Source organism: Pseudomonas sp. FR229a (assembly GCF_030209115.1).
In the GTDB taxonomy this organism is placed as follows: domain Bacteria; phylum Pseudomonadota; class Gammaproteobacteria; order Pseudomonadales; family Pseudomonadaceae; genus Aquipseudomonas; species Aquipseudomonas moraviensis_A.
Map to the genome: position 1 here is coordinate 39,696 of NZ_JARVSP010000034.1, position 25,333 is coordinate 65,028.

General features: G+C 60.6%; 18 protein-coding genes. 13 read left to right on the forward strand and 5 right to left on the reverse strand.

The features are described from left to right. Nucleotides 1-117: 117 nt before the first annotated feature. On the forward strand, nucleotides 118-1,266 hold the full coding sequence (locus QRN33_RS24820; protein ID WP_116658669.1) for a pyridoxal phosphate-dependent aminotransferase: 1,149 nt from the start codon (nucleotides 118-120) through the stop codon (nucleotides 1,264-1,266). Then, nucleotides 1,254-2,045 (forward strand): amidohydrolase, encoded by a 792-nt coding sequence (locus tag QRN33_RS24825; protein ID WP_285410706.1) that lies wholly within the window; start codon nucleotides 1,254-1,256, stop codon nucleotides 2,043-2,045. The genes QRN33_RS24820 and QRN33_RS24825 overlap by 13 nt, the downstream gene beginning before the upstream one ends. Before the next feature lie 145 nt (nucleotides 2,046-2,190). Here QRN33_RS24825 and leuA read toward each other — a convergent pair whose 3' ends face one another. The 3 genes from leuA to xseA form a co-directional block, all read right to left on the reverse strand. Beyond that, a complete protein-coding gene (leuA, locus tag QRN33_RS24830) occupies nucleotides 2,191-3,870 on the reverse strand; it encodes a 2-isopropylmalate synthase (RefSeq protein ID WP_285410707.1) in 1,680 nt (559 codons plus the stop codon). A gap of 465 nt (nucleotides 3,871-4,335) precedes the next feature. Continuing rightward, a complete protein-coding gene (locus QRN33_RS24835) occupies nucleotides 4,336-5,157 on the reverse strand; it encodes a peptidoglycan DD-metalloendopeptidase family protein (RefSeq protein WP_083353522.1) in 822 nt (273 codons plus the stop codon). Between the two features lie 3 nt (nucleotides 5,158-5,160). Next, nucleotides 5,161-6,540, reverse strand: a complete 1,380-nt coding sequence (gene xseA, locus QRN33_RS24840) for an exodeoxyribonuclease VII large subunit (RefSeq protein ID WP_285410709.1) — start codon at nucleotides 6,538-6,540, stop codon at nucleotides 5,161-5,163. 179 nt (nucleotides 6,541-6,719) lie between these two features. Here xseA and QRN33_RS24845 point away from each other — a divergent pair, with 179 nt between their 5' ends. The 4 genes from QRN33_RS24845 to guaA all read left to right on the forward strand — a co-directional run bounded on the left by QRN33_RS24845 (nucleotide 6,720) and on the right by guaA (nucleotide 11,567). Continuing rightward, nucleotides 6,720-7,487, forward strand: coding sequence for a sulfite exporter TauE/SafE family protein (locus tag QRN33_RS24845; protein ID WP_285410711.1), 768 nt, complete (start codon nucleotides 6,720-6,722; stop codon nucleotides 7,485-7,487). Nucleotides 7,488-7,649: 162 nt separating this feature from the next. After that, complete coding sequence (locus QRN33_RS24850; RefSeq protein ID WP_285410713.1) at nucleotides 7,650-8,198, forward strand: sugar ABC transporter ATPase; 549 nt, start codon at nucleotides 7,650-7,652, stop codon at nucleotides 8,196-8,198. 196 nt (nucleotides 8,199-8,394) lie between these two features. Next, nucleotides 8,395-9,864 (forward strand): IMP dehydrogenase, encoded by a 1,470-nt coding sequence (guaB, locus tag QRN33_RS24855; RefSeq protein WP_016773343.1) that lies wholly within the window; start codon nucleotides 8,395-8,397, stop codon nucleotides 9,862-9,864. A gap of 125 nt (nucleotides 9,865-9,989) precedes the next feature. Further along, a complete protein-coding gene (gene guaA / locus QRN33_RS24860) occupies nucleotides 9,990-11,567 on the forward strand; it encodes a glutamine-hydrolyzing GMP synthase (protein ID WP_285410716.1) in 1,578 nt (525 codons plus the stop codon). A 77-nt stretch (nucleotides 11,568-11,644) separates the two neighbouring features. Here guaA and QRN33_RS24865 read toward each other — a convergent pair whose 3' ends face one another. After that, nucleotides 11,645-14,779, reverse strand: coding sequence for a membrane-targeted effector domain-containing toxin (locus tag QRN33_RS24865; protein ID WP_285410718.1), 3,135 nt, complete (start codon nucleotides 14,777-14,779; stop codon nucleotides 11,645-11,647). 102 nt (nucleotides 14,780-14,881) lie between these two features. Beyond that, nucleotides 14,882-15,586 carry a trehalose operon repressor gene (treR, locus tag QRN33_RS24870; RefSeq protein WP_064364356.1) on the reverse strand — a complete coding sequence of 235 codons (705 nt, stop codon included), beginning with the start codon at nucleotides 15,584-15,586 and terminating at the stop codon, nucleotides 14,882-14,884. Nucleotides 15,587-15,821: 235 nt separating this feature from the next. Here treR and treP point away from each other — a divergent pair, with 235 nt between their 5' ends. From treP to tadA, 7 genes are all read left to right on the forward strand, one after another. Then, the gene (treP, locus tag QRN33_RS24875) at nucleotides 15,822-17,264 is read left to right on the forward strand and encodes a PTS system trehalose-specific EIIBC component (protein ID WP_252873324.1); all 1,443 of its coding nucleotides are present in this window, start codon (nucleotides 15,822-15,824) and stop codon (nucleotides 17,262-17,264) included. Nucleotides 17,265-17,343: 79 nt separating this feature from the next. Next, on the forward strand, nucleotides 17,344-18,990 hold the full coding sequence (gene treC, locus QRN33_RS24880) for an alpha,alpha-phosphotrehalase (protein ID WP_285410722.1): 1,647 nt from the start codon (nucleotides 17,344-17,346) through the stop codon (nucleotides 18,988-18,990). A gap of 104 nt (nucleotides 18,991-19,094) precedes the next feature. After that, entirely contained in the window at nucleotides 19,095-20,318 is a 1,224-nt protein-coding gene (locus QRN33_RS24885; RefSeq protein ID WP_065616642.1) for a maltoporin, read from the forward strand. 50 nt (nucleotides 20,319-20,368) lie between these two features. Further along, nucleotides 20,369-22,897: a phosphoenolpyruvate--protein phosphotransferase gene (gene ptsP / locus QRN33_RS24890; protein WP_285410724.1), complete on the forward strand. Its 2,529-nt coding sequence runs from the start codon at nucleotides 20,369-20,371 to the stop codon at nucleotides 22,895-22,897. Between the two features lie 2 nt (nucleotides 22,898-22,899). Beyond that, a complete protein-coding gene (locus QRN33_RS24895) occupies nucleotides 22,900-23,196 on the forward strand; it encodes a PTS sugar transporter subunit IIB (protein ID WP_285410727.1) in 297 nt (98 codons plus the stop codon). A 112-nt stretch (nucleotides 23,197-23,308) separates the two neighbouring features. Beyond that, a complete protein-coding gene (locus QRN33_RS24900) occupies nucleotides 23,309-24,685 on the forward strand; it encodes a multicopper oxidase family protein (RefSeq protein WP_285410729.1) in 1,377 nt (458 codons plus the stop codon). Next, nucleotides 24,685-25,212 (forward strand): tRNA adenosine(34) deaminase TadA, encoded by a 528-nt coding sequence (gene tadA / locus QRN33_RS24905; RefSeq protein ID WP_285410731.1) that lies wholly within the window; start codon nucleotides 24,685-24,687, stop codon nucleotides 25,210-25,212. Before QRN33_RS24900 ends, tadA begins: the two co-directional genes overlap by 1 nt. The last annotated feature ends 121 nt before the right edge of the window (nucleotides 25,213-25,333 follow it).

The window sequence follows — 25,333 nt, forward strand, 5'->3', positions numbered from 1 at the left end:
GTGCTGGCAAAGAAGAAGGGCGCCGTTCAGGCGCCCTTTTTTTATGAGCGCCGGATGGGCTATCCTCGGGCTCTCCCGCGCCGTCGTCAGAGCCGGGTGTTGAGCAGAGAACCCCCGATGATCACCAGCAAGCTGCCGAATGTCGGCATCACTATTTTCACGCAGATGTCTCAGCTCGCGGCGCAGACCGGCGCGATCAACCTGTCTCAGGGTTTCCCGGATTTCGACGGGCCGCAGTCGCTGCGTGATGCGGTCGGGCGGCATATCGCCAGTGGCCATAACCAGTATTCGCCGATGACCGGATTGCCGGCGTTGCGTGAGCAGATCGGGGCGAAGATCGCGCGCAGTTATGGCGTGAATGTCGATGCCGATCATGAAGTGACAGTGACGCCCGGTGCGACTCAGGCAATCTTCTGCGCGATTCAGGCAGTTATCCACAGCGGCGACGAAGTCATCGTGTTCGATCCGTGCTACGACAGCTATGCACCGGCCACGGAGTTGGCAGGTGGTCGTTGCGTGCATGTGCAACTGAACCCGGACGATTTCTCCATCGATTTCGACCAGCTCGCCGCGGCCCTGAGCCCGCGCACGAAAATGATCGTCATCAACACCCCGCATAACCCGAGCGGCGCATTGATCAGCCGCGACGAGCTCGATCAACTGGCGGCGTTGATCCGTGATCGCGACATCTATCTGATCAGCGACGAAGTCTACGAACACCTGGTGTTCGACGGCGTACCGCATGTCAGCGTGCTGGCCCATGAAGAGCTGTATCAGCGCGCGTTCGTGGTCAGCTCGTTCGGCAAGACTTACCACGTCACTGGCTGGAAAACCGGCTACGTCGTCGCGCCGCCAGCGCTGACGGCCGAGCTGCGTAAAGTGCATCAGTACGTGAGTTTCTGTGGCGTGACACCGCTGCAATACGCGCTGGCCGACTACATGGCCGAGCACCCGGAGCACGTTGAACAGTTGCCGGGTTTCTATCAGGCCAAGCGCGATCTGTTCTGCGATCTGCTCGCGCCGTCGCGATTCAGCTTCACCCGGGTCAGCGGCACCTATTTCCAGTTGGTCGATTATTCGCAGATCCGTCCTGATCTGAATGATGTCGACATGGCCATGTGGATGACCCGCGAGCACGGTGTCGCGAGCATTCCGGTGTCGGTGTTCTACCAGAATCCACCGCAAGGCCAGCGCCTGATACGCCTGTGCTTTGCCAAACGCGAGGAGACGCTGCGTGAAGCGGCGGCGAAACTATGCGTGATCTGAGTACATTGCCAGACCTGACCCTGGCGCTGATCCAGACCAGCCTGGCCTGGCATGATCGCCGGGCCAACCTCGAGCATTTCGAGCTGTTGCTGGAGCAGGCCCGTGGCGCCGATCTGATCATCCTCCCGGAGATGTTCACCACCGGGTTTTCCATGGAATCGGAAACCCTCGCCGAGGCGGAAAACGGGCCGACCAGCAAATGGCTGCGGACGCAGGCAGCGAAGTTCGATGCGGTCATCACTGGCAGCGTGATCATTCAGGCGGCTGACGGCAGCCACCGTAACCGCCTGCTGTGGGCGCGGCCGGACGGCGAAGTGTTGCATTACGACAAGCGCCACCTGTTCCGCATGGCCGGCGAGCAGAACCATTACACCCCGGGCGAGCGTCAGGTGCAGTTCGAACTCAAGGGCTGGCGGATTCGTCCGCTGATCTGCTACGACCTGCGTTTCCCGGTGTGGAGCCGCGACGCGCAGGACACCGATCTGCTGCTGTACACCGCGAACTGGCCGGGCGCACGGCGTCTGCACTGGAATCGCTTGCTGCCGGCGCGTGCGATTGAAAACCTCTGCTACGTAGCGGCGGTGAATCGGGTGGGCAGCGATGGCAAGGGCTTCGCGTATACCGGTGACAGTCAGGTGCTGGATTTCCAGGGCGAGACTTTGCTGGCGGCGGGGGAGGCGGATGGCGTGTTCAAAGTGATTCTGGAAGCTGCGCCGTTGGCGGCCTATCGGGAGCGCTTTCCGGCGAACCTGGATGCCGATACCTTCCAGTTCACTTGAAAAGCAAAAGATCGCAGCCTTCGGCAGCTCCTACATTGGGACGGCGTACATCCTGTAGGAGCTGCCGAAGGCTGCGATCCTTTGATCTACAACAAAAAAGGCCCCGGAGTTTGCACTCCGGGGCCTTTCGTATTGCAGCGGTCGATTACGCCGCTTTCGCCTCAGGCTGGCTCAACGAGCGGTTCAGTGCGCTGAAAAGCGCCTTGAAGCTGGCGGTGGTGATGTTTTCATCGATACCCACGCCGTGCACTGCACGCTCGCCATTCACACGCAGCTCGATGTAGGCCGCTGCTTTGGCATTGGTGCCGGCGCCGATTGCGTGTTCGTTGTAGTCCATGATTTCCACCGGAATTGGCAGGCCGGCGACCAGGGCTTCCAGTGCGCCGTTGCCCTTGCCGCGCCAGTGCAGGTTGGTTTCGCCCTGACCTTTGCTGGCCACTTCGACTTCGACGGCGCTGTTGCCGTTTTCTTCCTGCAGGCGATGGCTGACCAGCGCGTACGGGGTGTTGGCTTGCAGGTATTCGCTGATCAACAGCGAGTGAATCTGCTTGGCGGTCATCTCCAGGCCCAGGCGATCGGTTTCACGCTGCACGACCTGGCTGAATTCGATCTGCATGCGACGTGGCAGGCTGATGCCGTATTCCTGCTCCAGCAGGTAAGCGATACCGCCCTTGCCCGACTGGCTGTTGACGCGGATCACCGCCTCGTAGCTGCGGCCGATGTCGGCCGGGTCGATCGGCAGGTACGGCACTTCCCACAGGGTGTCCGGTTTCTGCTGGGCGAAACCCTTGCGGATCGCGTCCTGGTGCGAGCCAGAGAACGCGGTATGCACCAGATCGCCAACGTACGGATGACGCGGGTGCACCTGGATCTGGTTGCACTCTTCGACGACCTTGCGCACGCCGTCGATGTCGGAGAAGTCCAGCTCAGGATCGACGCCCTGGGTGTACATGTTCAACGCGACGGTGACGAGGTCGACGTTACCGGTGCGCTCGCCGTTGCCGAACAGGCAGCCTTCGACCCGGTCGGCGCCGGCCATCAGGCCCAGCTCGGTGGCGGCGACGCCGGTGCCACGGTCGTTGTGGGTGTGCAGGCTGATGATCACGCTGTCACGACGGTTGATGTTACGGCCGAACCACTCGATCTGGTCGGCGTAAACGTTCGGCGTCGCGCATTCAACGGTAGCTGGCAGGTTGAGGATCATCTTGTGCTCAGGCGTCGGGTTCCACACCTCGATCACGGCGTCACAGACTTCCTTGGCGAATTCCAGCTCGGTGGCGCTGAAGGTTTCCGGCGAGTATTCGAAGGTCCACTCGGTGTCTGGCTGCATGGCTGCGTATTTGACGAACAGCTTGGCGGCATTGACCGCGATGGCCTTGATGCCGTCCTTGTCCTGGTTGAAGACGATGCGCCGGAAAGAAGGCGAGGTGGCGTTGTACAGGTGGACGATGGCTTTCTTCGCCCCGCGCAGGGATTCGAAGGTGCGTTCGATCAGGTCTTCACGGCCCTGGGTCAGCACTTGAATGGTGGTGTCGTCCGGGATGTGGCCTTCCTCGATCAGCGTACGCACGAAGTCGAAGTCGGTTTGCGAAGCGGCCGGGAACGACGCTTCGATTTCCTTCACCCCCACCTGCACCAGGGTTTTCCAGAAGCGCAGCTTCTTCGTCGCGTCCATCGGTTCGATCAGCGACTGGTTGCCGTCACGCAGGTCGGAACTGCACCAGATCGGCGCGGCGTCGATGGTTTTCGACGGCCAGGTGCGATCCGGCAAGTTGATGACGGGAAACGCGCGGTATTTCGAAGACGGGTCTTTGAGCATGCTCATCGGGAAATTCCTTGTTGTCTGGGCCGAATAGAGGCGGCCTGCCGGTTGAACGAATGTTCTTGGAAAAGCGTGGGACGAGGCGCAGCGATTCAGCCTGGCAGTCGTGCGCTGACGAGGCACAGGCTGCGGTGCTGGCGAAGCTGAATGAGGGTGTGAGAGGTTTTCATGGCTTCAACCCTAACCGCGAGGGGAAAGGATGGCAAGCAGTCGGAAAAAATTGAGAGGAATACCCGGAAAGAGAGTTTTTGCGGGATTTTATTGCGCTGAATTCCGCTGATCGTTGTGATATTTGCGCGAGGTTTGATTGGGGCGCAATTGAGATCGATGGGGTGTCAGGGGGGGGTTGAGTACAGCATAAGCCGCCATCGCGAGCAGGCTCACTCCTACAGTTGATCGTGTTCACAACACCAGTCCAATGTAGGAGTGAGCCTGCTCGCGATGAGGCCAGCGGCCTCAACACAGTATTCAGGGTTGGAAAGCACCAATGAAAATCGCCGGATCCACCCGCGCATCATTCAGGCTGACATTCCAGTGCATATGCGGCCCGGTCGCCCGACCAGTCGCGCCCACTTTGCCCACCACCGCACCGCGGGCCAGTTGCTGGCCGTTTTTCACATCGATCTTCGACATATGGCAGAACATGCTGATAAAGCCCTGGCCATGATCGACGAACACCGTGTTGCCATTGAAGAAATAATTGCCGATCAAAATCACCTTGCCCGCCGCCGGGGTCTTGATCGGCGTGCCTGCCGGCACCGCGAAATCCAGTCCGGCATGAGGGTTACGCTCCTCGCCATTGAAGAAGCGGCGCACACCGAACTTGCTCGACAGCGGCCCGTTGACCGGTTTGTCCAGCAGCAGATTGCTCGGCGTATTCGGGCTGAAACTGCGGTAAGCCGCGATCTGTTCCGCCAGTTCACCCTCGATGCGCTTGAGGTTGTCGGCGTTAGGGTTGACCTGCTGTTTGTTCTTCAGAGTGATGTGCTGTTCCGGGTATTTCTTGCTGCCGACGGTGAAGGGCAGATTGCGCCCGCCACTGCTGATCTGCTGGGCGCCGGGCTTGACCGTCAGCGGTACGCCGACAATCGCCAGCCAGTTGTTCTGCTCCTTGACCACCAGCACCGGTTTGCCCTGATAGGTGGCTTTCGGCGCCTGCGCGGCGGTGCCCAGATCCACCACGGCGACGCCGCCTGGTACCGGTTTGTTCAGCAGCCGAGTGATGTAACTGTCGGCGTGGGCGTTGAAGGTCAGGCAAAGCAACAGCAGTGGAGCCAGAAAACGCGGCATGGATCAGTCCAGTAAAGAAAGGGTGACGGGCGTCAGGTGATTGTCCTCGACGCGCACTTGCAGTTCGCCTTCGCCCAGCCTGGCTTTCAGACGCTGGCCGGTGTGAGTCTGTGCAGCGTTGCGAATCGCGTGGCCGCGCTCGTCGAGCAAAATGCTGTAACCACGACCGAGGGTCGCCAACGGGCTGACCACATGCAGGGTCTGCATCTGACTGTGCAATTGTTGTCGGCGCTGTTTCAGGCCATCACGCATGGCGCGGGGCAGACGTTCGGCGAGACTTTCGAGGCGCTGACGGAGCATCGCCAGTTGGCGCCCCGGATGTTGCCCGGCGAGGCGGGTTTCCAGACGGATCAGGCGTTCGCGGCGGGTATTGAGACTGCGCTCGAAGGCACGACGCATGCGCATGTCCAGATCGTCCAGACGCTGGGCCTGCTGGCGCAGACGTTCGCCGGGATGCCGCAGCCGCCGCGCCATGCCTTCCAGACGCAGGCGATCACGCATCAAACGATCACGCATGCGCATTACCAGGCGGCGATGCAGGCTCTCGACCTGACGGATCAGATGGCTGGAATCCGGGGCGAGCAATTCGGCGGCGGCCGAGGGTGTCGGTGCGCGGACGTCGGCGACAAAGTCGCTGATCGACACATCGGTTTCATGGCCGACGGCGCTGACGATCGGCGTGACACAGGCATCGACCGCGCGGGCCACGGCTTCTTCGTTGAAGCACCAGAGGTCCTCCAGCGAGCCGCCGCCACGGGCCAGGATCAGCGCGTCAAAGCCATGGGCATCGGCCATTTTCAGCGCGCGGACAATCTGCGCGGTGGCCTCGCGGCCCTGCACGGCGGTGGGAATCAGGGTCAGTTGCACTTGCGGCGCACGGCGGCGGAATACGCTGATGATGTCGCGAATCACCGCGCCGGTCGGCGAACTGATGATGCCGATGCGTTGCGGATGCGCGGGCAGCGGCACCTTGCGTTCGGCACTGAACAGGCCTTCGGCGCTGAGCTTTTCCTTCAGCGCATCGAAGGCCAGACGCAACGCACCGTCACCGGCCGGCTCGACGGTGTCGAGGATCAGTTGATAGTCGCCGCGGCCTTCGAACAGCGAAACCTTACCGCGCACCTTGACCGCCAGACCGTCCTTCAGTGCCTGGCGCACGCGCGCGGCGTTCTGCCGGAACAACGCGCAACGCACCTGCGCGCCGCTGTCCTTGAGGGTGAAGTAGACGTGGCCGGACGCCGGGCGCGCCAGGTTGGAGATTTCGCCTTCGACCCAGATGTTGCTGAACACGTCTTCAAGCAACACCCGCGCGCGGCCGTTGAGCTGGCTGACGGTCAGGACTTCACGGTCCAGGCCAAGTCTTGCAAAGGGATCTTTAATCATGGGGCGCAGTTTAAAGGCATTTGCCCGCCAATCACCACCGATCCACTGTAGGAGTGAGCCTGCTCGCGATAGCGGTGAGTCATTCAAAGCTGTTGTCGACTGACACACCGCTATCGCGAGCAGGCTCACTCCTACAGGGGAATGGTAGAGTCAGCGCGGTCTTATAAGGGATGCGGACAATGAGCATGATGGAGCTGTTGGGCACATGGTCGTGGGGCGCTGGCGGTTGGGCGGTGATCGGGCTGGTCATTGCGCTGGCCTACATCGTGTTCGGCATCGCCGGTTTCGGCACGGCGCTGGTGGCGGGGCCGATTCTGATTCTGTTCATGCCGTTGTCGAAAATCGTGCCGCTGCTGGTGCTGCTGGATTTCGTCGCGGCATTCGGCAATCTGCTGCCCTCGCGGCGGGACGTCGCCAGGCCGGAATTGCTCAGGCTGCTGCCGTGCATGGCGATCGGCTGCACGCTGGGGGTGATCTTCCTGCTGAATCTGAAGTCCGATCTGTTGCTGTTGTTGATGGGGCTGTTCATCAGCGCTTATGCGGTTTACAGCCTGTGGGTCAAAGCGCGGCCGACGCAGTTGTCAGCGGCGTGGGCGCTGCCGATGGGCACGGTGGGCGGATTGTTCGGCGCTTTGTTTGGCAGCGGCGGTTTTCTCTATGCCATTTATCTGAACAGTCGTCTGCCCAAGGAAGCGGCGCGGGCCACGCAAAGTGCGTTGATCAGTTGCAGCACCGTGGTGCGCCTGAGCCTGTTCGTCATCGCCGGTGTATATGCCGAGCTACCCTTGTTGATGCTGGCCCTGTGTCTGCTACCGGCCATGGCGCTGGGCTTGTGGACCGGCCGGCGGCTGACCATGAGGTTGTCGCGCGAGGCATTTGTGCGGCTGGTGACCTGGCTGGTGCTGGCCAGCGGGATTGCCTTGATCGTGCGCTATTTCAGCACTTGACCGGATTTCTTCAGGGATTAAGCTGCCGGCCGCAGTTTCCCTGTAGGAGTGAGCCTGCTCGCGATGGCAGTGCATCAATCAAAATTGATGCGTCTGACCCACCGCTATCGCGAGCAGGCTCACTCCTGCAGGGGGATCCCGGTATTTTCAGCAGGCTCGACCATGAACACGCAAAGCATCATCGTCCCGAAAATCTCCACCCTGCCGGTGCACGAACCCCGGGCGCGGGCGATCGTGCGCTGGCTGGTGCGCAAGAACATCATCGAAGAACAGCTGACCACTTGCGGCCGCACCGGCAACCGCATGGCCCACGCCATCGCCGAGGGTGCCCGCGCTGTCGTTCTGCACCCCGAAGCGCTGCCGTTCGGCGAGCCGATCAATGGCCTGGAGATCGTCACCAAACGCTGCATCTACACCCCGGCCAAGGGCTTTCTCGAAGAGGCCGGTTGCGCCGAATGTCGACGCGAAGTGGGTGAGGCGCTGTTCGAAAGCCTCGAAGACTGGTTTCCAGGACGCACCGACAATTTCACTTGCCCTGAATGCGGGCATGAAGACGACATCAACGGTTTCCTGTTTTTGCAGGAATGCGCGTTTTCCAACCTTGGCTTCATTTTCAATAACTGGCTGGAGGCAGGGTTCAAGCAGAGCTTTATCGATGAGTTCGCCGACTGGCTCGATCAAACCGTAAGTTGGGTAAAGGTCGAGCTCTGATCTCTGTAGGAGCTGCCGAAGGCTGCGATCTTTTGATCTTGCCTTTGAAAAGCAAAGTCAAAAGATCGCAGCCTTCGGCAGCTCCTACGGAAAGCGAGGTTTTCCATCTATCAATTAGACTGAGTTTTACATTGAACAGCAGGGGGTGTCTGACTATAATGGCGCGCTTCCATTTTCCCGCTCGGGAGCCCCCGCGATGCTGCGTATCAGCCAAGAAGCTCTGACATTCGACGACATTCTCCTAGTGCCCGGTTATTCCGAGGTGCTTCCCAACGAAGTCAGTCTGAAGACCCGTCTTACCCGTGGCATCGAACTGAATATTCCTCTGGTTTCTGCCGCCATGGACACCGTTACTGAAGCCCGTCTGGCAATTGCCATGGCTCAGGAAGGTGGCATCGGCATTATCCACAAGAACATGACCATCGAGCAGCAAGCTGCCGAAGTGCGCAAGGTCAAGAAGTTCGAAGCCGGTGTGGTCAAGGATCCCATCACCATCGAGGCCGATGCCACGGTGCGTGATCTGTTCGAACTGACCCGTCTGCACAACATTTCCGGCGTTCCGGTACTGCACGATGGCGACTTGGTCGGCATCGTCACCTCCCGCGACGTACGTTTCGAAAACCGTCTGGAAGCCACTGTCCGCGAAGTGATGACGCCTAAAGAGCGTCTGGTCACGGTCAAGGAAGGCGCCGACAAGAACGACGTACGCGAACTGCTGCACAAGCACCGCATCGAGCGCGTGCTGATCGTCGACGACAAATTCGCCCTCAAAGGCATGATGACCGTCAACGACATCGAAAAAGCCAAAGCCTATCCGCTGGCCAGCAAGGATGACCAAGGTCGTCTGCGCGTTGGCGCTGCGGTCGGCACCGGTAAAGACACCGGTGATCGCGTGACCGCACTGGTCAACGCCGGCGTGGACGTGGTGGTGGTCGACACTGCGCACGGTCACTCCAAAGGCGTGATCGACCGCGTACGCTGGGTCAAAGAGAACTTCCCTGAAGTGCAGGTGATCGGCGGCAACATCGCCACCGGCGCCGCTGCCAAGGCTCTGGCCGAAGCGGGCGCCGACGCAGTCAAGGTCGGTATCGGCCCTGGCTCGATCTGCACCACCCGTATCGTCGCCGGTGTCGGCGTGCCGCAAATCAGTGCCATCGCCAACGTCGCCGCCGCCCTTGAAGGCACCGGCGTTCCGTTGATCGCCGACGGCGGTATCCGGTTCTCCGGTGACCTGTCCAAGGCCATCGTCGCCGGTGCGTCCTGCGTGATGATGGGCTCGATGTTTGCCGGTACCGAAGAAGCGCCGGGCGAGATCGAACTGTTCCAGGGCCGTTCGTACAAGGCCTATCGCGGCATGGGTTCGCTAGGCGCCATGTCCCAAGCCCAGGGCTCGTCCGACCGTTACTTCCAGGACTCCTCGGCAGGCGCCGAGAAACTGGTTCCGGAAGGCATCGAGGGGCGTGTGCCGTACAAAGGCACCCTGAGCGCGATCATTCACCAGTTGATGGGCGGCCTGCGTTCCTCGATGGGCTACACCGGCAGCGCCAACATCGAAGAAATGCGCACCAAGCCCGAGTTCGTGCGGATCACCGGTGCCGGCATGGCCGAATCCCACGTTCACGACGTGCAGATCACCAAGGAAGCGCCGAACTACCGGGTCGGCTGACGCCGACAGCTCTAAGCCACAAGTTACAAGCTGCAAGCGGTGCTGCGTCAGAGCAGTGCCGCTCGGCTTCCGATTACTTGCAGCTTGCAGCTTGAAGCTTGCAACTGCTTTTCAGAGTTTCTTTCATGGCCCTCGACATTCACGCTCACCGCATCCTGATCCTCGACTTCGGTTCGCAATACACCCAGCTGATTGCCCGCCGCGTGCGCGAGATCGGCGTGTACTGCGAACTGCACCCGTTCGACATGGACGAAGATGCGATCCGCGAATTCGCCCCTAAAGGCGTCATCCTCGCCGGCGGCCCCGAGTCCGTTCACGAAGCCAACAGCCCGCGCTGCCCGCAGGCGGTGTTCGATCTGGGCGTTCCGGTATTCGGCATCTGCTACGGCATGCAGACCATGGCCGAGCAACTGGGCGGCAAGGTTGAAGGTTCTGAACTGCGTGAGTTCGGTTACGCCCGCGTTGACGTGGTCGGCAAGAGCCGCTTGCTCGATGGCATCGAAGACCACATCGACGCCGACGGCCTGTTCGGCCTAGACGTGTGGATGAGCCACGGTGACAAAGTCACGAAGATGCCGGAAGACTTCCACATCCTCGCCAGCACCCCGAGCTGCCCGATCGCCGGTATGTTCAACGACGACCGCGCTTACTACGGCGTGCAATTCCACCCGGAAGTGACCCACACCAAGCAGGGCGGGCGCATCCTTTCGCGCTTCGTGCTCGACATCTGCGGCTGTGAAGCGCTGTGGACGCCGTCGAAGATCGCTGAAGACGCCATCGCCAACATCCGCGCCCAGGTCGGCACCGACAACGTCCTGCTGGGCCTGTCCGGCGGTGTCGACTCCTCGGTGGTTGCTGCGCTGCTGCACAAGGCCATCGGCGCCCAGTTGACCTGCGTGTTCGTCGACAACGGCCTGCTGCGTCTGCACGAAGGCGAGCAAGTGATGGCCATGTTTGCCGAGAACATGGGCGTCAAAGTGATCCGCGCCAACGCTGAAGAGCAGTTCCTCAACAACCTGGCCGGCGAAGCCGACCCGGAGAAGAAGCGCAAGATCATCGGCCGCACCTTCATCGACGTCTTCGATGCCCAGTCGAACAAACTGGAAAACATCAAGTACCTCGCGCAAGGCACCATCTACCCGGACGTAATCGAGTCGGCTGGCGCGAAAAGCGGCAAGGCCCACGTGATCAAGTCGCACCACAACGTGGGCGGCCTGCCGGAAGAGATGAACCTGAAACTGGTCGAGCCACTGCGCGAACTGTTCAAGGACGAAGTCCGTCGTCTGGGTCTGGAACTGGGCCTGCCGTACGACATGGTCTACCGTCACCCGTTCCCGGGCCCGGGCCTGGGCGTGCGCATCCTCGGTGAAGTGAAAAAGGAATACGCCGACCTGCTGCGTCGCGCCGACCACATCTTCATCGAAGAACTGCGCAAGGCCGACTGGTACCACAAGGTCAGCCAGGCGTTCGTAGTGTTCCAGCCAGTGAAATCGGTGGGCGTGGTCGGCGACGGCCGTCGTTACGCCTGGGTCGTGGCCCTGCGTGCCGTGGAAACCATCGACTTCATGACCGCACGTTGGGCACACCTGCCTTACGAACTGCTGGAAACCGTCTCCGGCCGCATCATCAACGAAATCGAAGGCATCTCGCGCGTTACCTACGACGTATCGAGCAAGCCACCGGCGACGATTGAGTGGGAATAATCCTGCTGCGGTTCGATTAACGAAAAACCCTTGGCCTCAAGCCAAGGGTTTTTTCGTTTCATGGGTTGGCCAATCGGTCAGGTGGGCAAGCGACTTTGCAGGGTCAGGCCGATTTCTATCAGGCGCTCGGCCAGTGCGGCGATGTTGCGGAACATGATGCCGCTGATGCGAGGTAGTGACTGGGCCCAGATGTATACCTGGCCATCCCTCCTGCGATTGACCACTGTCCGGACAATATTGCTCGCGCTGTTGCGACGCACCAACGTGTACGTGTTGTTTTGTGCCTGTTCGATCAGAAACATACCGTTGCGATGCAGAAGCTTTTCCAGGGATGCCTCAGTCCATTGCGGCACCGGTGTTTCGATCTGCAAGCGCAGATCAGCGAAAAGCACGTCGGATGAGTTGCGCGTCGTTGCTCCGTTATCAAACGGACCGCGAGCGACTTTCAAACCCGGATCGATGCCTGTCTCCGCCACTTCGCTCGGCGAAACCTCTTCAATCCGCAAACCGATGCCGCCCCTGAGTTCGCTTATTCCAGGCAGGTTTCTGAACGTATTGATGTTCGTCGCCTCGATCAGAGCTGCCCATTTACCCGGTCCGTTGAGGATTTCGTCACCCCACATGATCTGCGAGGCGAGCCGGGCGTGGATCATCTGCTCCTCGATCGAGGTGAGCGGTATCTTCAGTTTGTAGCTGTGCACGGTCTCGAGGCCGTGGGTCCTGATGCCATTGGCCTGGGCGGTCTTGACCAGTTCGAGGAGGTCGAACCGGCCTTCAGGGTCGGTACCCAGGCTGGACAGGTAGACACGAAGATCCTCGGACATCTCTCCCGACAAGTAGAAGTCATTGAGATCTGCCTGGGCGAAGTCACTCAGCAAGCCACGGACGTACAGGGTTTTGATATGCCGCGCGAACGCGGGCATGTTCTCGATCATGAAACGCATGCTGGCGATACGATCGAAGGTTTCACCGACGACCAGTCCCTGACTATTGGCGAAAATGCGATCGATCAACTGAGTTGTCTGCATTTGCGGGCTGACCTGAGGAATGACCGGCCGCACGGGCAGATTGGTCCAGTTCAGCTCCGAGTAATATTCCTTGGCTTCATTGAGCAGTGCCGCGCGTCTTTCGCTGAAATAGGCTGCATACGTGTCGGCGGGTGCACGATTGCCCCGGTTTGCACTGGAGAGCTCGGCGAAAGTCTCTGGCAAGTTCATTGCCCATCTTCTCATTCTGGCCATGTCCATCCCGACGATGTCGTCAAGGGGCGTCACCAGACGCAGCGGACGCGCAACCGGCGAAACCGGTTGGACGAGTGGCAGCTCCGCCGACGGCGTTGCCGAAGCCGGCGTCGAGGTCAGTTCGTCCTCCGGCAAACACGCCTTGCCCATACATTGGCCGCCTCCACGCAGACGCAGCGCTGGCATGCGTTCCCATTTGCCGCCACTGCCCAGACGTACTGGCAAAGAGTAAGCGAACTGATTGGGGCGCTCGGGATTGACGATGGCCCAGTTGCCAGTGCCTTCAGAGTCGGCAAAATAGCGCACGTAATACGCTACGCCATCCATTTCGATGGCATAGGCCGGCTCTTTGTCGAGGCGGTAGATGCCTTCGAATTTTCCCGGGACCGCCTCAGCGGAACGTTGTGCGAGCAGTTCGTTGCACCGATAACGACCGGGAATCCCTGGCAACGACGAACCTTGCCTTGCCGGCGCCATGCTCAGGTGCTCAGAGGCGGTGACGGATGTCGTCTCGCGGGGTATTTCGTTCGTCAACTCATTCGTCGCCGCTTCAATCGTCGTGGCCGGTGGAAGCTCTGCAGGCGGCAGCAAGGGCGTGTCAGCCGACGTGAACTCGATCAGCCCGAGCATTTCCTGCGCTTCGGCAAACTCGACCTGAGGACCTACCTCCAGTTGCGCGCCCGTGCCGATCAGGAACGGGACGTTGAAGACAATTTCGATAGCGTTGAGCACCGCGCCGGTGACACCGGCTTTGCGTTCGGTGGCCGTCGAGCCGTTGATGGCCTGATCGATGTTCAAACCCATGTTGACGATGCTGGCGCCAATCAGGGGCAACGCCACCGGCCAGCCTACGGCCGCCATAGGGCCGAACACCTTGAGGCCGGCAGTCAGATAACCCATCCAGAGTTTCTTGCGCAGGTCACTGTTGGACGTGAGCACCAGATGCGCTTCGGCAACCATCGCCGTGCGAGTCGATTCGCTTAACCAAGTGAACGCGTCACCGCTGATCGCGACATTGCTGCGGTTGACCATGTGGTGATCGCTGTGGCCCCAGGTGTGGACCAGGCGATTCATCAGATCGGTGAGGTTTTCGGACAGGTGATTGCTGTCGGCCAGCGCGAAGTGCTTGAGAAACGCCGGGCGCTTGTACTCGGCATTCATCTGCTCAAGCAACCACCAATGCAGATCGGCTTCGTTGTCCATCAAGCGAAAGGCTTGGGCCTCGCCGGGCAAATAGAGGGTCTGTCGACCATTGGTTTCTACCAGACGCAGCACATTGGTGGCGACGTGACCATCGAGATCCAGCGCGCGTACTTCAGCGCCGACCGGGTATGTCGCTCGGAGCATTGGCAGGGTGACAGGCCAGGTAACGGGGCCGACTACCGAATCGACGATGCGCTGAAAATCGGTCCCATCAAGGTCGCCCTGTTGCAGCGCCTGCACGGCCTTGCTGAGGAAATTGCACTTTGCCAACGCACGGAAATCCTCCGACGCGGTTTGCCAGAATTTCGTCAATTGACCGGTGTAGCGAGCGCTGAAGTCGACATCCCAGAACACCTTCAGCACGTCGCTGCCCAGCAAGCGCACTTCATTGCTCTGATTGAAATTCTCTGCTTGCGGGCCATCCGAATAAAAGCCGCAGTAGAGGCCGAGCAGGTCTGCATTGTCCTGGTCGGTGGCACGAAAACGATGGATGACCAGCTGCGTGAGGGTGAGCGTTTCGTAAGGCTTTTCCAGCAAGTGTTCCCAACCGGTAAAGGTCAGCGTGCTGCTCTGCGCCGTTTTGAAACGGTGGAAATAGATCTCGTCAGGGTCAAGGCCGGACAGACCTTTGTCCGCGAGCAGTTCGTTGGCCACTTGCCGGGCCGCATCAAGCAGGCTCGGGCAGGTCTTCACGATCGTTGTGGCGATGGTTTTGAGGGCGTTTTTGTCCGCTGCGTTTGGCAGCAGGCGGCGTTCGGGAGCGGTCATGTGTTCTTTCCTCCTTGAGGAACAAAGACTGAGCATGACCGATTGGCCCGAGGGGGGTGTGTTAGCCAGCTATCGCAAGTTGCGTTACAAAAGATGTTCTCGTCAGCGCCGCGCCACGTCCGAAAAATAGAACTTGTCCAGCGTATGCCGCGATTCGGTGTATTCGAACTGGCGTCCGTCCTGCAGGAAGGTCTGGTTGCTGACCACGATGACGTGGCTCTGGCCGTCGAGGTCCAGATGCTGTTGATCGTCCTTGCTGCACGCAACTGCTTCGATGGTGCGCTGGGCGTAGGCGATCTGCAGTTGCAGGGTCTGTTCGATGTGGGCGTAGATCGAGTGTTCGGCGATGTCTGCAGACAGGTCGGGAATCACCGTGCTGACGAAATGGTTGATGTCGAGAATGACGCGTTTGCCGTCGATGCGCCGTACCCGTTTGATACGGGTGATCGGGCTGCCGGGCTCGGCATTGATGTGTTCGAGCAGCGTACCTTCCAGCGGGACCTGGCACATCTCCACCACTTCAGTGCTGACGTCGTTGCCCAGGCGCGGGTGGGTTTCCTGAAAGCTGACGATGCCGCCGAGCTGGAACTCGATCGGGTTGGTCGACAGCACGAACGCGCCTTTGCCGTGAATCTTCTGGGCGAAACCGCGCTCCTGCAGTTGATCGATGGCCTTGCGCACCGTGCCACGGCTGGCCTGATAGGTGTCCATCAATTCGGTTTCCGAAGGCAGCCGGGCGCCGCGCTCCAGGCGTTGGGTGGTGATGCTGGCAAGCAAATCGCTGTAGATCTGATTGTATTTGCTCATGACTGGGCTCTGTGCCGACGGTGCTCAAAACCCCGAACCTTAAGGGTAGGGTAGGGCTTTGTCCATGCGGAGGACGGAAAACGGCTTAGGTCAGAGTAGGAAAAATCCTTGCTGATCTGACGTTCATCTACTCACACAAACTCGTACAGACGAGTTATTGCATTAACTCGTACAGACGAGTATTTTTCCTCTCGGCGTGCTGCCAATAACAACAATCCACGACGGAAGAACAAGCATGAGCCATGACTATCCGAACATCGCCAGGGAGCTGCTGGAAAGCCTCGGTGGCAGCGACAACATCGAGCAGGCGGCGCATTGCGTGACGCGTTTGCGCCTGGCGTTGAAAGACCCCGCGCGGGTCAATGTGGCCGCACTCAACGGCGTCGAGCTGGTCAAGGGTTCGTTCTTCACCGGCGGGTTGTATCAGGTGGTCATCGGCCCGGGCGACGTTGAAAAGGTCTACGCCGAACTGAGGAAACAGACAGGCCTCGCGGCATCGACCATCGCCGACGTTAAACAGAAAAGCGCCGAGAAGATAAACGCCATGCAGCGGCTGGTGCGGGTGTTTTCCGATGTGTTCATGCCGATCCTGCCGGCGCTGATCATTGCCGGCCTGTTGATGGGCATCAACAACCTGCTCGGCGCCAAGGGCATGTTCATCGAGGGGCAGACCCTGCTCGATGCCTATCCCAACCTCGATGGCTTGTGGAGCCTGATCAACCTGATGGCCAACACCTCTTTCGTGTTTCTGCCGGCACTGGTGGGCTGGTCGGCGGCCAAGCGTTTTGGCGGCAGCGAAATCCTCGGCATCGTCCTCGGTCTGATGCTGGTGCATCCGGACCTGCTCAACGCCTGGAACTACGGCAAGGCCGTTGCCGGGCTGGACGGGCAGCAACTGCCGTATTTCGACATCCTCGGCCTTTTCCAGGTGGAAAAGGTGGGTTACCAAGGGCAGATTCTGCCGATCCTGCTGGCGGCCTATGTGATGAGCGTGATTGAAAAATGGCTGCGGGCGCGAGTGCCCAACGCCGTGCAATTGCTGGTAGTGCCGATCACCACCATTGTTGTCACTGGCGTGCTGGCGCTGGCGATCATCGGCCCGGTAACCCGGCATATCGGCATCTACATCACCGAAGGGCTGGTGATGCTGTTCGATCTGGCGCCGCTGGTGGGCGGTCTGATTTTCGGTCTGTTGTATGCGCCTTTGGTGATCACTGGCATGCACCACATGTTCCTCGCGGTGGATCTGCAATTGATCTCGAGCCAGGGCGGCACCTTCATCTGGCCGATGATCGTCATGTCCAATCTGGCGCAAGGCAGTGCGGCACTGGCGGTGTTCTGGATGACGCGCAATGCGCGGGACAAGAGCATGGCCTCGACCTCGGCGATTTCCGCCTACTTCGGCATCACTGAACCGGCGATGTTCGGCGTCAATCTGCGCTACAAGTTTCCGTTTTACGCCGCGCTGGCCGGTTCGGCGCTGGGTTGCATGTTCCTCTCGCTGAACAAGATCCAGGCCTCGGCCATCGGTGTTGGCGGCCTGCCCGGTTTCATTTCGATCATGCCGCAGTTCATCCCCATGTTCGTCATCGGGATGCTCATTGCCATGCTCGTGCCGTTTGCCCTGACCTGCGTGCTGAGCATGAAGATCGTCCGGCCGGGTTACCGGGTGGCCTGAAATCAAAAGATCGTCCGATCGCGGCCCGAGCCTTCGGCAGCTCCGACACGGTTCCTGACATTCAAGAGGAAAATCCGCCATGCAAGACTGGCAACGTTCGGTGATCTACCAGATCTACCCGAAAAGCTTTCACAGCCATGCCGGCAACGCCACTGGCGACCTGCTCGGCATCGTTGCCAAGCTCGATTACCTGCAATGGCTGGGAGTCGACTACCTGTGGATCACGCCGTTTCTGCGGTCGCCGCAGCGCGATAACGGCTACGACATCAGCGACTACTACGCGGTCGATCCGAGCTACGGCAGCATGGCCGACTGTGAACTGCTGATCGCCGAAGCGGGCAAGCGCGGGATCAAGCTGATGCTCGACATCGTGGTCAACCACACCTCGATCGAGCACGTCTGGTTCCAGCAGGCACGCAGCAGCCTCGACAATCCCTACCGCGACTTTTATATCTGGCGCGACCAGCCGAACAACTGGGAATCCAAGTTCGGCGGATCGGCCTGGGAGTACGAAGCGCAGACCGGCCAGTACTATCTGCACCTGTTTGACCACACCCAGGCCGACCTCAATTGGGACAACCCCAAAGTCCGCGACGAAGTGTTCAAGATGATGCGCTTCTGGCGCGACAAAGGCGTCGGTGGCTTTCGCCTGGACGTGATCAACCTGATCTCCAAACCGGCGGACTTTCCCGAAGATGACAGCGACGGTCGGCGCTTCTACACCGACGGTCCTAACGTGCATGAGTACCTGCACGAAATGCACCGCGAAGTCTTCGAAGGGTATGAGCTGATCAACGTCGGCGAGATGTCCTCGACCCGCCTCGAACACTGCATTCGTTACTCCAATCCGCAATCGCAAGAACTGTCGATGACCTTCAATTTTCATCACCTGAAGGTCGATTACCCGAATCTGCAGAAGTGGGTGCGCGCCGATTTCGATTTCCTCCAGCTCAAGCAGATTCTCTCCGACTGGCAGACCGGCATGCAGGCGGGGGGGGGGTGGAATGCGTTGTTCTGGTGTAACCACGATCAGCCGCGCGTGGTCTCGCGGTTCGGCAATGACGCTGAATACCGCGAGCTCTCGGCGAAGATGCTCGGCACGGCGTTGCATTTTCTCCAGGGCACGCCCTTCGTTTATCAGGGCGAAGAACTGGGCATGACGAATCCCGGTTTCGAGAGCATCGAGCAGTACCGCGATGTCGAGACCCTGAATATCTTTCGCCTCAAGCGCGAGGCCGGGGCGAGCGAACTCGACAACATGGCGGCGATCATGCAGAAGTCCCGGGACAACGGGCGCACGCCGATGCACTGGCACGCCGGGCACAACGCCGGTTTCACCCGTGGCGAACCGTGGATCGGCGTGCCGGCCAATGCCGCGCAGATCAACGTCGCGCAGCAGCTCCACGACCAGGAATCGGTATTGCATCACTATCGACGCCTGATCGCCTTGCGCCGCACTGAAGCGCTGATCTCCGACGGCGTATATCGTCAGCTGCTGCCGGAGCATCCACAGGTCTGGGCCTACCTGCGCGAGGGCGCAGGTGAACGTCTGTTGGTAGTGAACAACTTCTATGGCGCCGCGTGTGACGTCGAGCTACCGCCGCTGATCAACGAGTCCATGGAGCAGCGCCTGTTGATCAGCAACTACCCGGACTGTCCGAAACGCACGCGGTTGCTGCACCTGCGACCTTACGAATCCTTCGTTCTGCACCTGACCGACCCCTGATTACTAACTGAAAAACAACCTTTGAAAAAACACGCAGAACGCTGCGCGGGGGATTTGTGCGCGCTGAATTCCTGCGACCACACAATAAAAACAATGGGTGGCATATGAAAAAAACCATGAGTTACAGCCTGGCAGTCGCCGGATTTTGTCTGGCAATGCCTACGTCTTCACAGGCTCTGGAGTTTGGCGGCTATCTGCGCAGCGGTGTCGGTACTTCCGTCAACAGCAGTGGCCAGTCGTGTTTCCAGTTGCCCGGCGCGCAGACCAAATATCGCCTCGGCAACGAGTGCGAGCAGTACGGCGAGCTCGAGCTGCGCCAGGATCTGTACACCCTCGACGACGGTTCGGTGCTGAGCATCGACGGCATGGCGTCGCTGTACAACCGTTACGATCGCAGCCCGACATTCAAAGAGGACAATGGCTCGATTCGCTTGCCCCAAGCCTACGCACAATGGTCGGCGATGCCCGCGCTCAATGGCGGTTCGCTGTGGGCGGGGCGGCGCTACTACAAACGTAACGACATCCACATTTCCGATTTTTACTACTGGAACCAGAGCGCCACCGGCGGTGGTATCGAAGACGTGTTGATCGGTGGCTTGAAATACAGCTACGCCTTTTCACGCAAGGACAACCTTTACCAGAAGGATTACATCAACCGGCACGACTTCAACGTCGGCGGTTTCAACAGCAACCCCGGCGGTGAACTGGAGTTTGGCCTGAGCTACATCGACAAGCCCGACAGTCGCGACGCCCACCGTGGCTGGGCGATCACCACTCAGCACGTGCAGCAGGATTTTTTCGGCGGCAAGAACAAACTGGCGCTGCAATACGGCGAAGGGCCGGGCACCGGGTTGGGCTATACCGGTAACGTCAGGCTCGATGACCGCAACAAGAGCTATCGGATCGTCGAGTTCTTCGACTGGCAAGTGACGCCGCGTTTTGGCGGGCAAGTGCAGGCGGTGTATCAAAAGGATATTCGTCAGGGCGGCGCCGACCAGAACTGGCTTTCGCTGGGTGTGCGCCCGGCCTACGCATTGAGCGAGCAGTTCAAACTGGTGACCGAACTGGGACACGATCAGGTCGAGGCGGCGGACGGCACGCGCAAGCTGAGCAAGTTCACCTTCGCGCCAACTTGGTCACCCAAAGGCCCGGAATTCTGGGCGCGGCCCGAGGTGCGTCTGTATTACACCTATGCCAGCTGGAACCAGGCGGCCAAGCGTGCCGCCAACCTGTTGGCCAAGGGCTCGGCGCTGTCCGATACGGGCGCCTTCGGCAACGCGCGGCACGGCGCCAATGTCGGCTTGCAGGTTGAATACTGGTGGAAATAAGCAAAGCGGCTGCGACCGCTCATTCAATCAATACAAGCTCAGGTGATGTCATGGCCACACCCCAACAATTGCAGCTGCTGGCTCCTTTATCCGGCGTGCTGATGGCGCTGGACCAGGTGCCCGACCCGGTGTTTGCCGGGCGGATCATCGGTGACGGCCTGTGCATCGACCCGACGTCCTCGACGCTCTGCGCGCCGCTGGCCGGCGTGGTCAGTGACGTGCAGGCCAGCGGGCACGCGCTGACCATTACCAGTGATGCAGGTGTGCAGGTGCTGATGCATATCGGTCTGGACACGGTGAATCTCGCGGGGAAGGGGTTCATCCGCCGTGTCGAGGCAGGGCAGCGGGTCGCAGCGGGGCAGGCGCTGATCGACTTCGACGCTGATTACATTGCCCTGCATGCGCGCAGTTTGTTGACCTTGATGCTGGTGGTCAGCGGCGAGCCCTTCGATTCGCTCGTCGGCTCGACCGGGTTGGTGGAGGTTGGCCAGCCCGTGCTGGATGTCGGGGTCGGCGTATCGCCTGGCGAAAATCCCGCTGCGGCGCAAGGTGATGCGGTTTTCTCGCAGCCGATCAACCTGCCCAACCCCAACGGCCTGCATGCGCGCCCGGCAGCAGTATTTGCCCAAGCGGCCAAAGCGTTTTCAGCGACGATCCATCTGCACAGACTGCAAGCACAAGCCAATGCCAAATCGTTGGTGGCAATCATGGCGTTGCAAACGGCCCAGGGTGACAGCGTGCAGGTCAGCGCCGAAGGAGACGATGCCGAGGCCGCCGTCGAAGCGCTGACCCGCTTGCTGACCGAAGGCTGCGGCGAACCTGTCACAGCGCCGGCGCCAGTCGAAGTCGTCGGCGCAGAAATGCCGAACATCCTGCGCGGTGTCTGTGCCTCGCCCGGTTCGGCACTGGGCCAAGTCATGCAGATCGTCGAAGCGACGCTCATGGTCAATGAGTTCGGCGCCGCGCCGCCGGTCGAAAGGGAGGCGTTGAGCCAGGCACTGATCGAAGCCGACATGGCCTTGCAGCATCTGCGCGACACCGCCAGCGGCGAGGCGCAGGCGGAGATCTTCAGGGCGCATCAGGAACTGCTGGCCGACCCGAGCCTGCTGGATCAGGCCCAGGCCTTGATCGACGAGGGCAAAAGCGCGGCATTTGCCTGGCAGACCTCCACCGAAGCCACGGCGGCGATGTTCCGTTCGCTGGGCAATGCCTTGTTGGCCGAACGCGCTGCGGATCTGGCCGATGTCGGCCAGCGTGTGCTCAAGCTGATCCTGGGTGTGCACGAGCAGACGCTGGAGCTGGCGGACGACACCATCCTCATCGCCGACCAGTTGACCCCATCGCAGACGGCAGGGCTGGATACGCGCAAGGTGTTGGGTTTCGCCACGGTCGGCGGCGGTGCCACCAGTCATGTCGCCATCCTCGCGCGGGCCTGTGGCTTGCCGGCGATCTGCGGCATGCCGATGCAAATGCTGACGCTCGACAACGGCACGCGGGTGCTGCTCGATGCCGACAAGGGCGAGTTGCAGTTGCACCCGGACGCCGAGTCCATCGACCAATTGCGTACGCGACATGCGCAACAGCGCCAGCGCCATCAGCAGGAGCTGGCGCAGGCCAGCGAGGCGGCCTGCACCCGCGACGGTCAGCACATCGAAGTCACGGCCAACGTTGCCTCGCAGAGCGAAACCGCGCAGGCCATGGAACTCGGCGCGAATGGCGTGGGGCTGCTGCGTTCGGAGTTTCTCTATCTGGATCGCCAGCAAGCGCCGAGCCACGATGAACAGGTCGCCACCTATAGCGCCATCGCCCGCACTATCGGGCCAGCGCACAATCTGGTGGTGCGCACCCTCGATGTCGGCGGTGACAAGCCCCTGGCCTATGTGCCGATGGACAGCGAAAGCAATCCCTTCCTCGGTTTGCGTGGCATTCGTCTGTGCCTTGAGCGACCGCAACTGTTGCGCGAACAGTTTCGGGCGATCCTGGCCTGCAGTGCGCTGACGCGGCTGCACATCATGTTGCCGATGGTCACCCATCTTGCGGAGTTGCGTCTGGCACGACAGATCCTTGAGCAGGAGGCCCAGGTGCTGGGGGTGACCCACTTGCCGAAACTGGGAATCATGATCGAAGTGCCCGCCGTCGCGCTGATGGCCGATGTGCTGGCACCGCATGTGGATTTTTTCTCCATCGGCACCAATGACCTCACCCAATACACCCTGGCCATGGATCGCGATCACCCGCGTCTGGCCAGCCAGGCGGACAGCTTGCACCCTGCGGTGCTGCGCCTGATCGCCATGACGGTGAAAGCTGCACATGCGCACGGTAAATGGGTCGGGGTTTGCGGCGCGATGGCATCTGAACGCCTGGCCGTGCCGTTGCTGCTGGGGCTGGGTGTGGATGAACTGTCGGTGAGCGTGCCGTTGATTCCGGCGATCAAGTCGGCGGTGCGTGAGTTGAATCTGGCCGACTGTCGAATCATCGCCGAACAGGTTTCAAACCTGGAGAGCGCTGGCGACGTACGCGACGTTTTGCAGCGGTTTCATGAGGTGAAAGTCGATGGCTTGCCGGTAATGGAGAATTGAACATGTTCGACAAATTGCAGCAGGCATTCTGGAAAGCATTGACGCCGGATCTGGTGCCGGACGAGGTGAAAGTCGCCGCTGACCCGGTTGCCGGATTGAGCGCAGAGATCGTCGCGGCGTTGGGCGGTGTGGATAATCTCAAATCGCAGCAGCCGGTGGCGCTGACCCGGGTCCGGGTGGCGCTGCATGACGCAGCGCGTGTTGACCGTGAGGCGCTGAGTGTCGCCGGTGTCGCGGGTGTCATGCCGCTTGGTGACGGCGTGCTGCACCTGATTACCGGGCTGCGCGCGCAGGGCTGACAAGACGTGCGGCCGCAGGTCGCCCTTACTGTTTCTCAACTGCGGGTGTATCGTATTCGCCTTTTTGCGGATCCCTCGGGGTCTGTCGCTGATACGTGAGGTAGTTGAGTTCATGTCCTTTACCCGTCGCCAAATCCTCGGTGGCCTGGCCGGTCTTGTTGTCGTTGGCGTGGGCGCGGGAGGCGCTTCGCGTTACTGGCTGGGCAAGATGGCCGACGCCGAGGCCGGCCACGACTATGAACTGATCGCCGCGCCGCTCGACGTCGAGCTGGTGCCGGGGCACAAGACCGAGGCCTGGGCTTTCGGCCCGTCGGCGCCGGGTACCGAACTGCGCGTGCGCCAGGGCGAATGGCTGCGGGTGCGTTTCATCAATCATCTGCCGGTGGCGACTACCATTCACTGGCACGGCATCCGCCTGCCGCTGGAAATGGACGGCGTGCCTTACGTATCGCAGCTGCCGGTGTTGCCGGGCGAGTATTTCGACTACAAATTCCGTGTGCCGGACGCCGGCAGCTACTGGTATCACCCGCATGTCAGCAGCAGCGAAGAACTCGGACGCGGGCTGGTCGGGCCGCTGATCATCGAGGAGCGCGAGCCCACCGGTTTCAAGTATGAGAAAACCCTCAGCCTGAAGAACTGGCATGTCGACGAACAAGGCCAGTTCGTCGAATTCAGCATCCCCCGCGAAGCGGCCCGTGGCGGTACCGCCGGGCGTCTGTCGACGATCAATGGCGTGCCATTGCCGGTGATCGATCTGCCGGCCGGGCAGATCACCCGGGTGCGCTTGCTCAACCTCGACAACACCCTGACCTACCGCATCAATATTCCCGGCGTTGAAGCGAAGATCTACGCGCTCGATGGTAATCCGGTCGAACCCCGGCCATTGGGCAAGGAATACTGGCTCGGCCCTGGCATGCGCATTTGCCTGGCGATCAAGGCGCCGGCGGCCGGTGAAGAGTTGTCGCTGCGCAACGGCCCGGTACGCTTGGGCACGCTGCGTTCGGTGGCCAATACGGACGCGCCGACGGACTGGCCGAAAGCGCTGCCGGCCAACCCGGTGGCCGAGCCGGACCTGGCCAATGCCGAGAAACTCAACTTCAATATCGAATGGGTCGGCTCGGTCTCGGTGAACACCGAAAACGGCAAGCCGCCGAGCCTGTGGCAGATCAACGGCAAGGCCTGGGACATCACCGACAAGACCTGCGCCGATCGACCGATCGCCAGTCTGAAACTCGGCCAGAGCTATATTTTCGAACTGAAGAACATGACCCAGTACCAGCACCCGATCCACCTGCACGGCATGAGTTTCAAGGTGATCGCGTCGAACCGGCACAAGGTCGTGCCGTATTTCACCGACACTTATCTGCTGGGCAAGAACGAGCGTGCGCAAGTGGCGCTGGTGGCAGATAACCCGGGGGTGTGGATGTTCCACTGCCATGTCATCGACCACATGGAAACCGGCCTGATGGCCGCGATCGAGGTGAAGTGATGCGCCAGATTCGCCCGGCGGCGATCATCGACCGCAGCCGCGACCGCGACTTCATGCGCGAAGCCCTGACCCTCGCCGCACAAGGCGCGGCGCTCGGCGAAGTGCCGGTGGGCGCAGTGCTGGTGCAGGACGGCGAGATCATCGGCAGCGGCTTCAACTGCCCGATCAGCACCAGCGACCCGAGTGCCCACGCCGAAATGGTCGCGATCCGCGCCGCCGCGCAGGCCGTGGATAACTATCGCCTGCCGGGCAGTACGCTGTACGTGACGCTGGAGCCGTGCAGCATGTGCGCCGGGTTGATCGTGCATTCCCGAGTGGCGCGGGTGGTGTATGGCGCCCTGGAGCCCAAGGCCGGGATTGTGCAGAGCCAAGGTCAGTTTTTCACCCAGGGATTTTTGAATCACCGGGTGTTGTATGAGGGTGGGGTGTTGGCTGAGGAATGTGGCGCAGTGTTGACCGAGTTTTTCCGCGCTCGCCGCGCCAAAAGCCCCTCACCCCAACCCTCTCCCAGAGGGAGAGGGGACTGACCGAGGTGGATGGGCCAAGTCCGCCGACCTGAAATACCGAGTCGAACTCAAGTTTTGAAAGCAACAATCAGCTCCCTCTCCTTGGGGAGGAGGGAGAGGGGACCGACCGAGTTGAATGGGT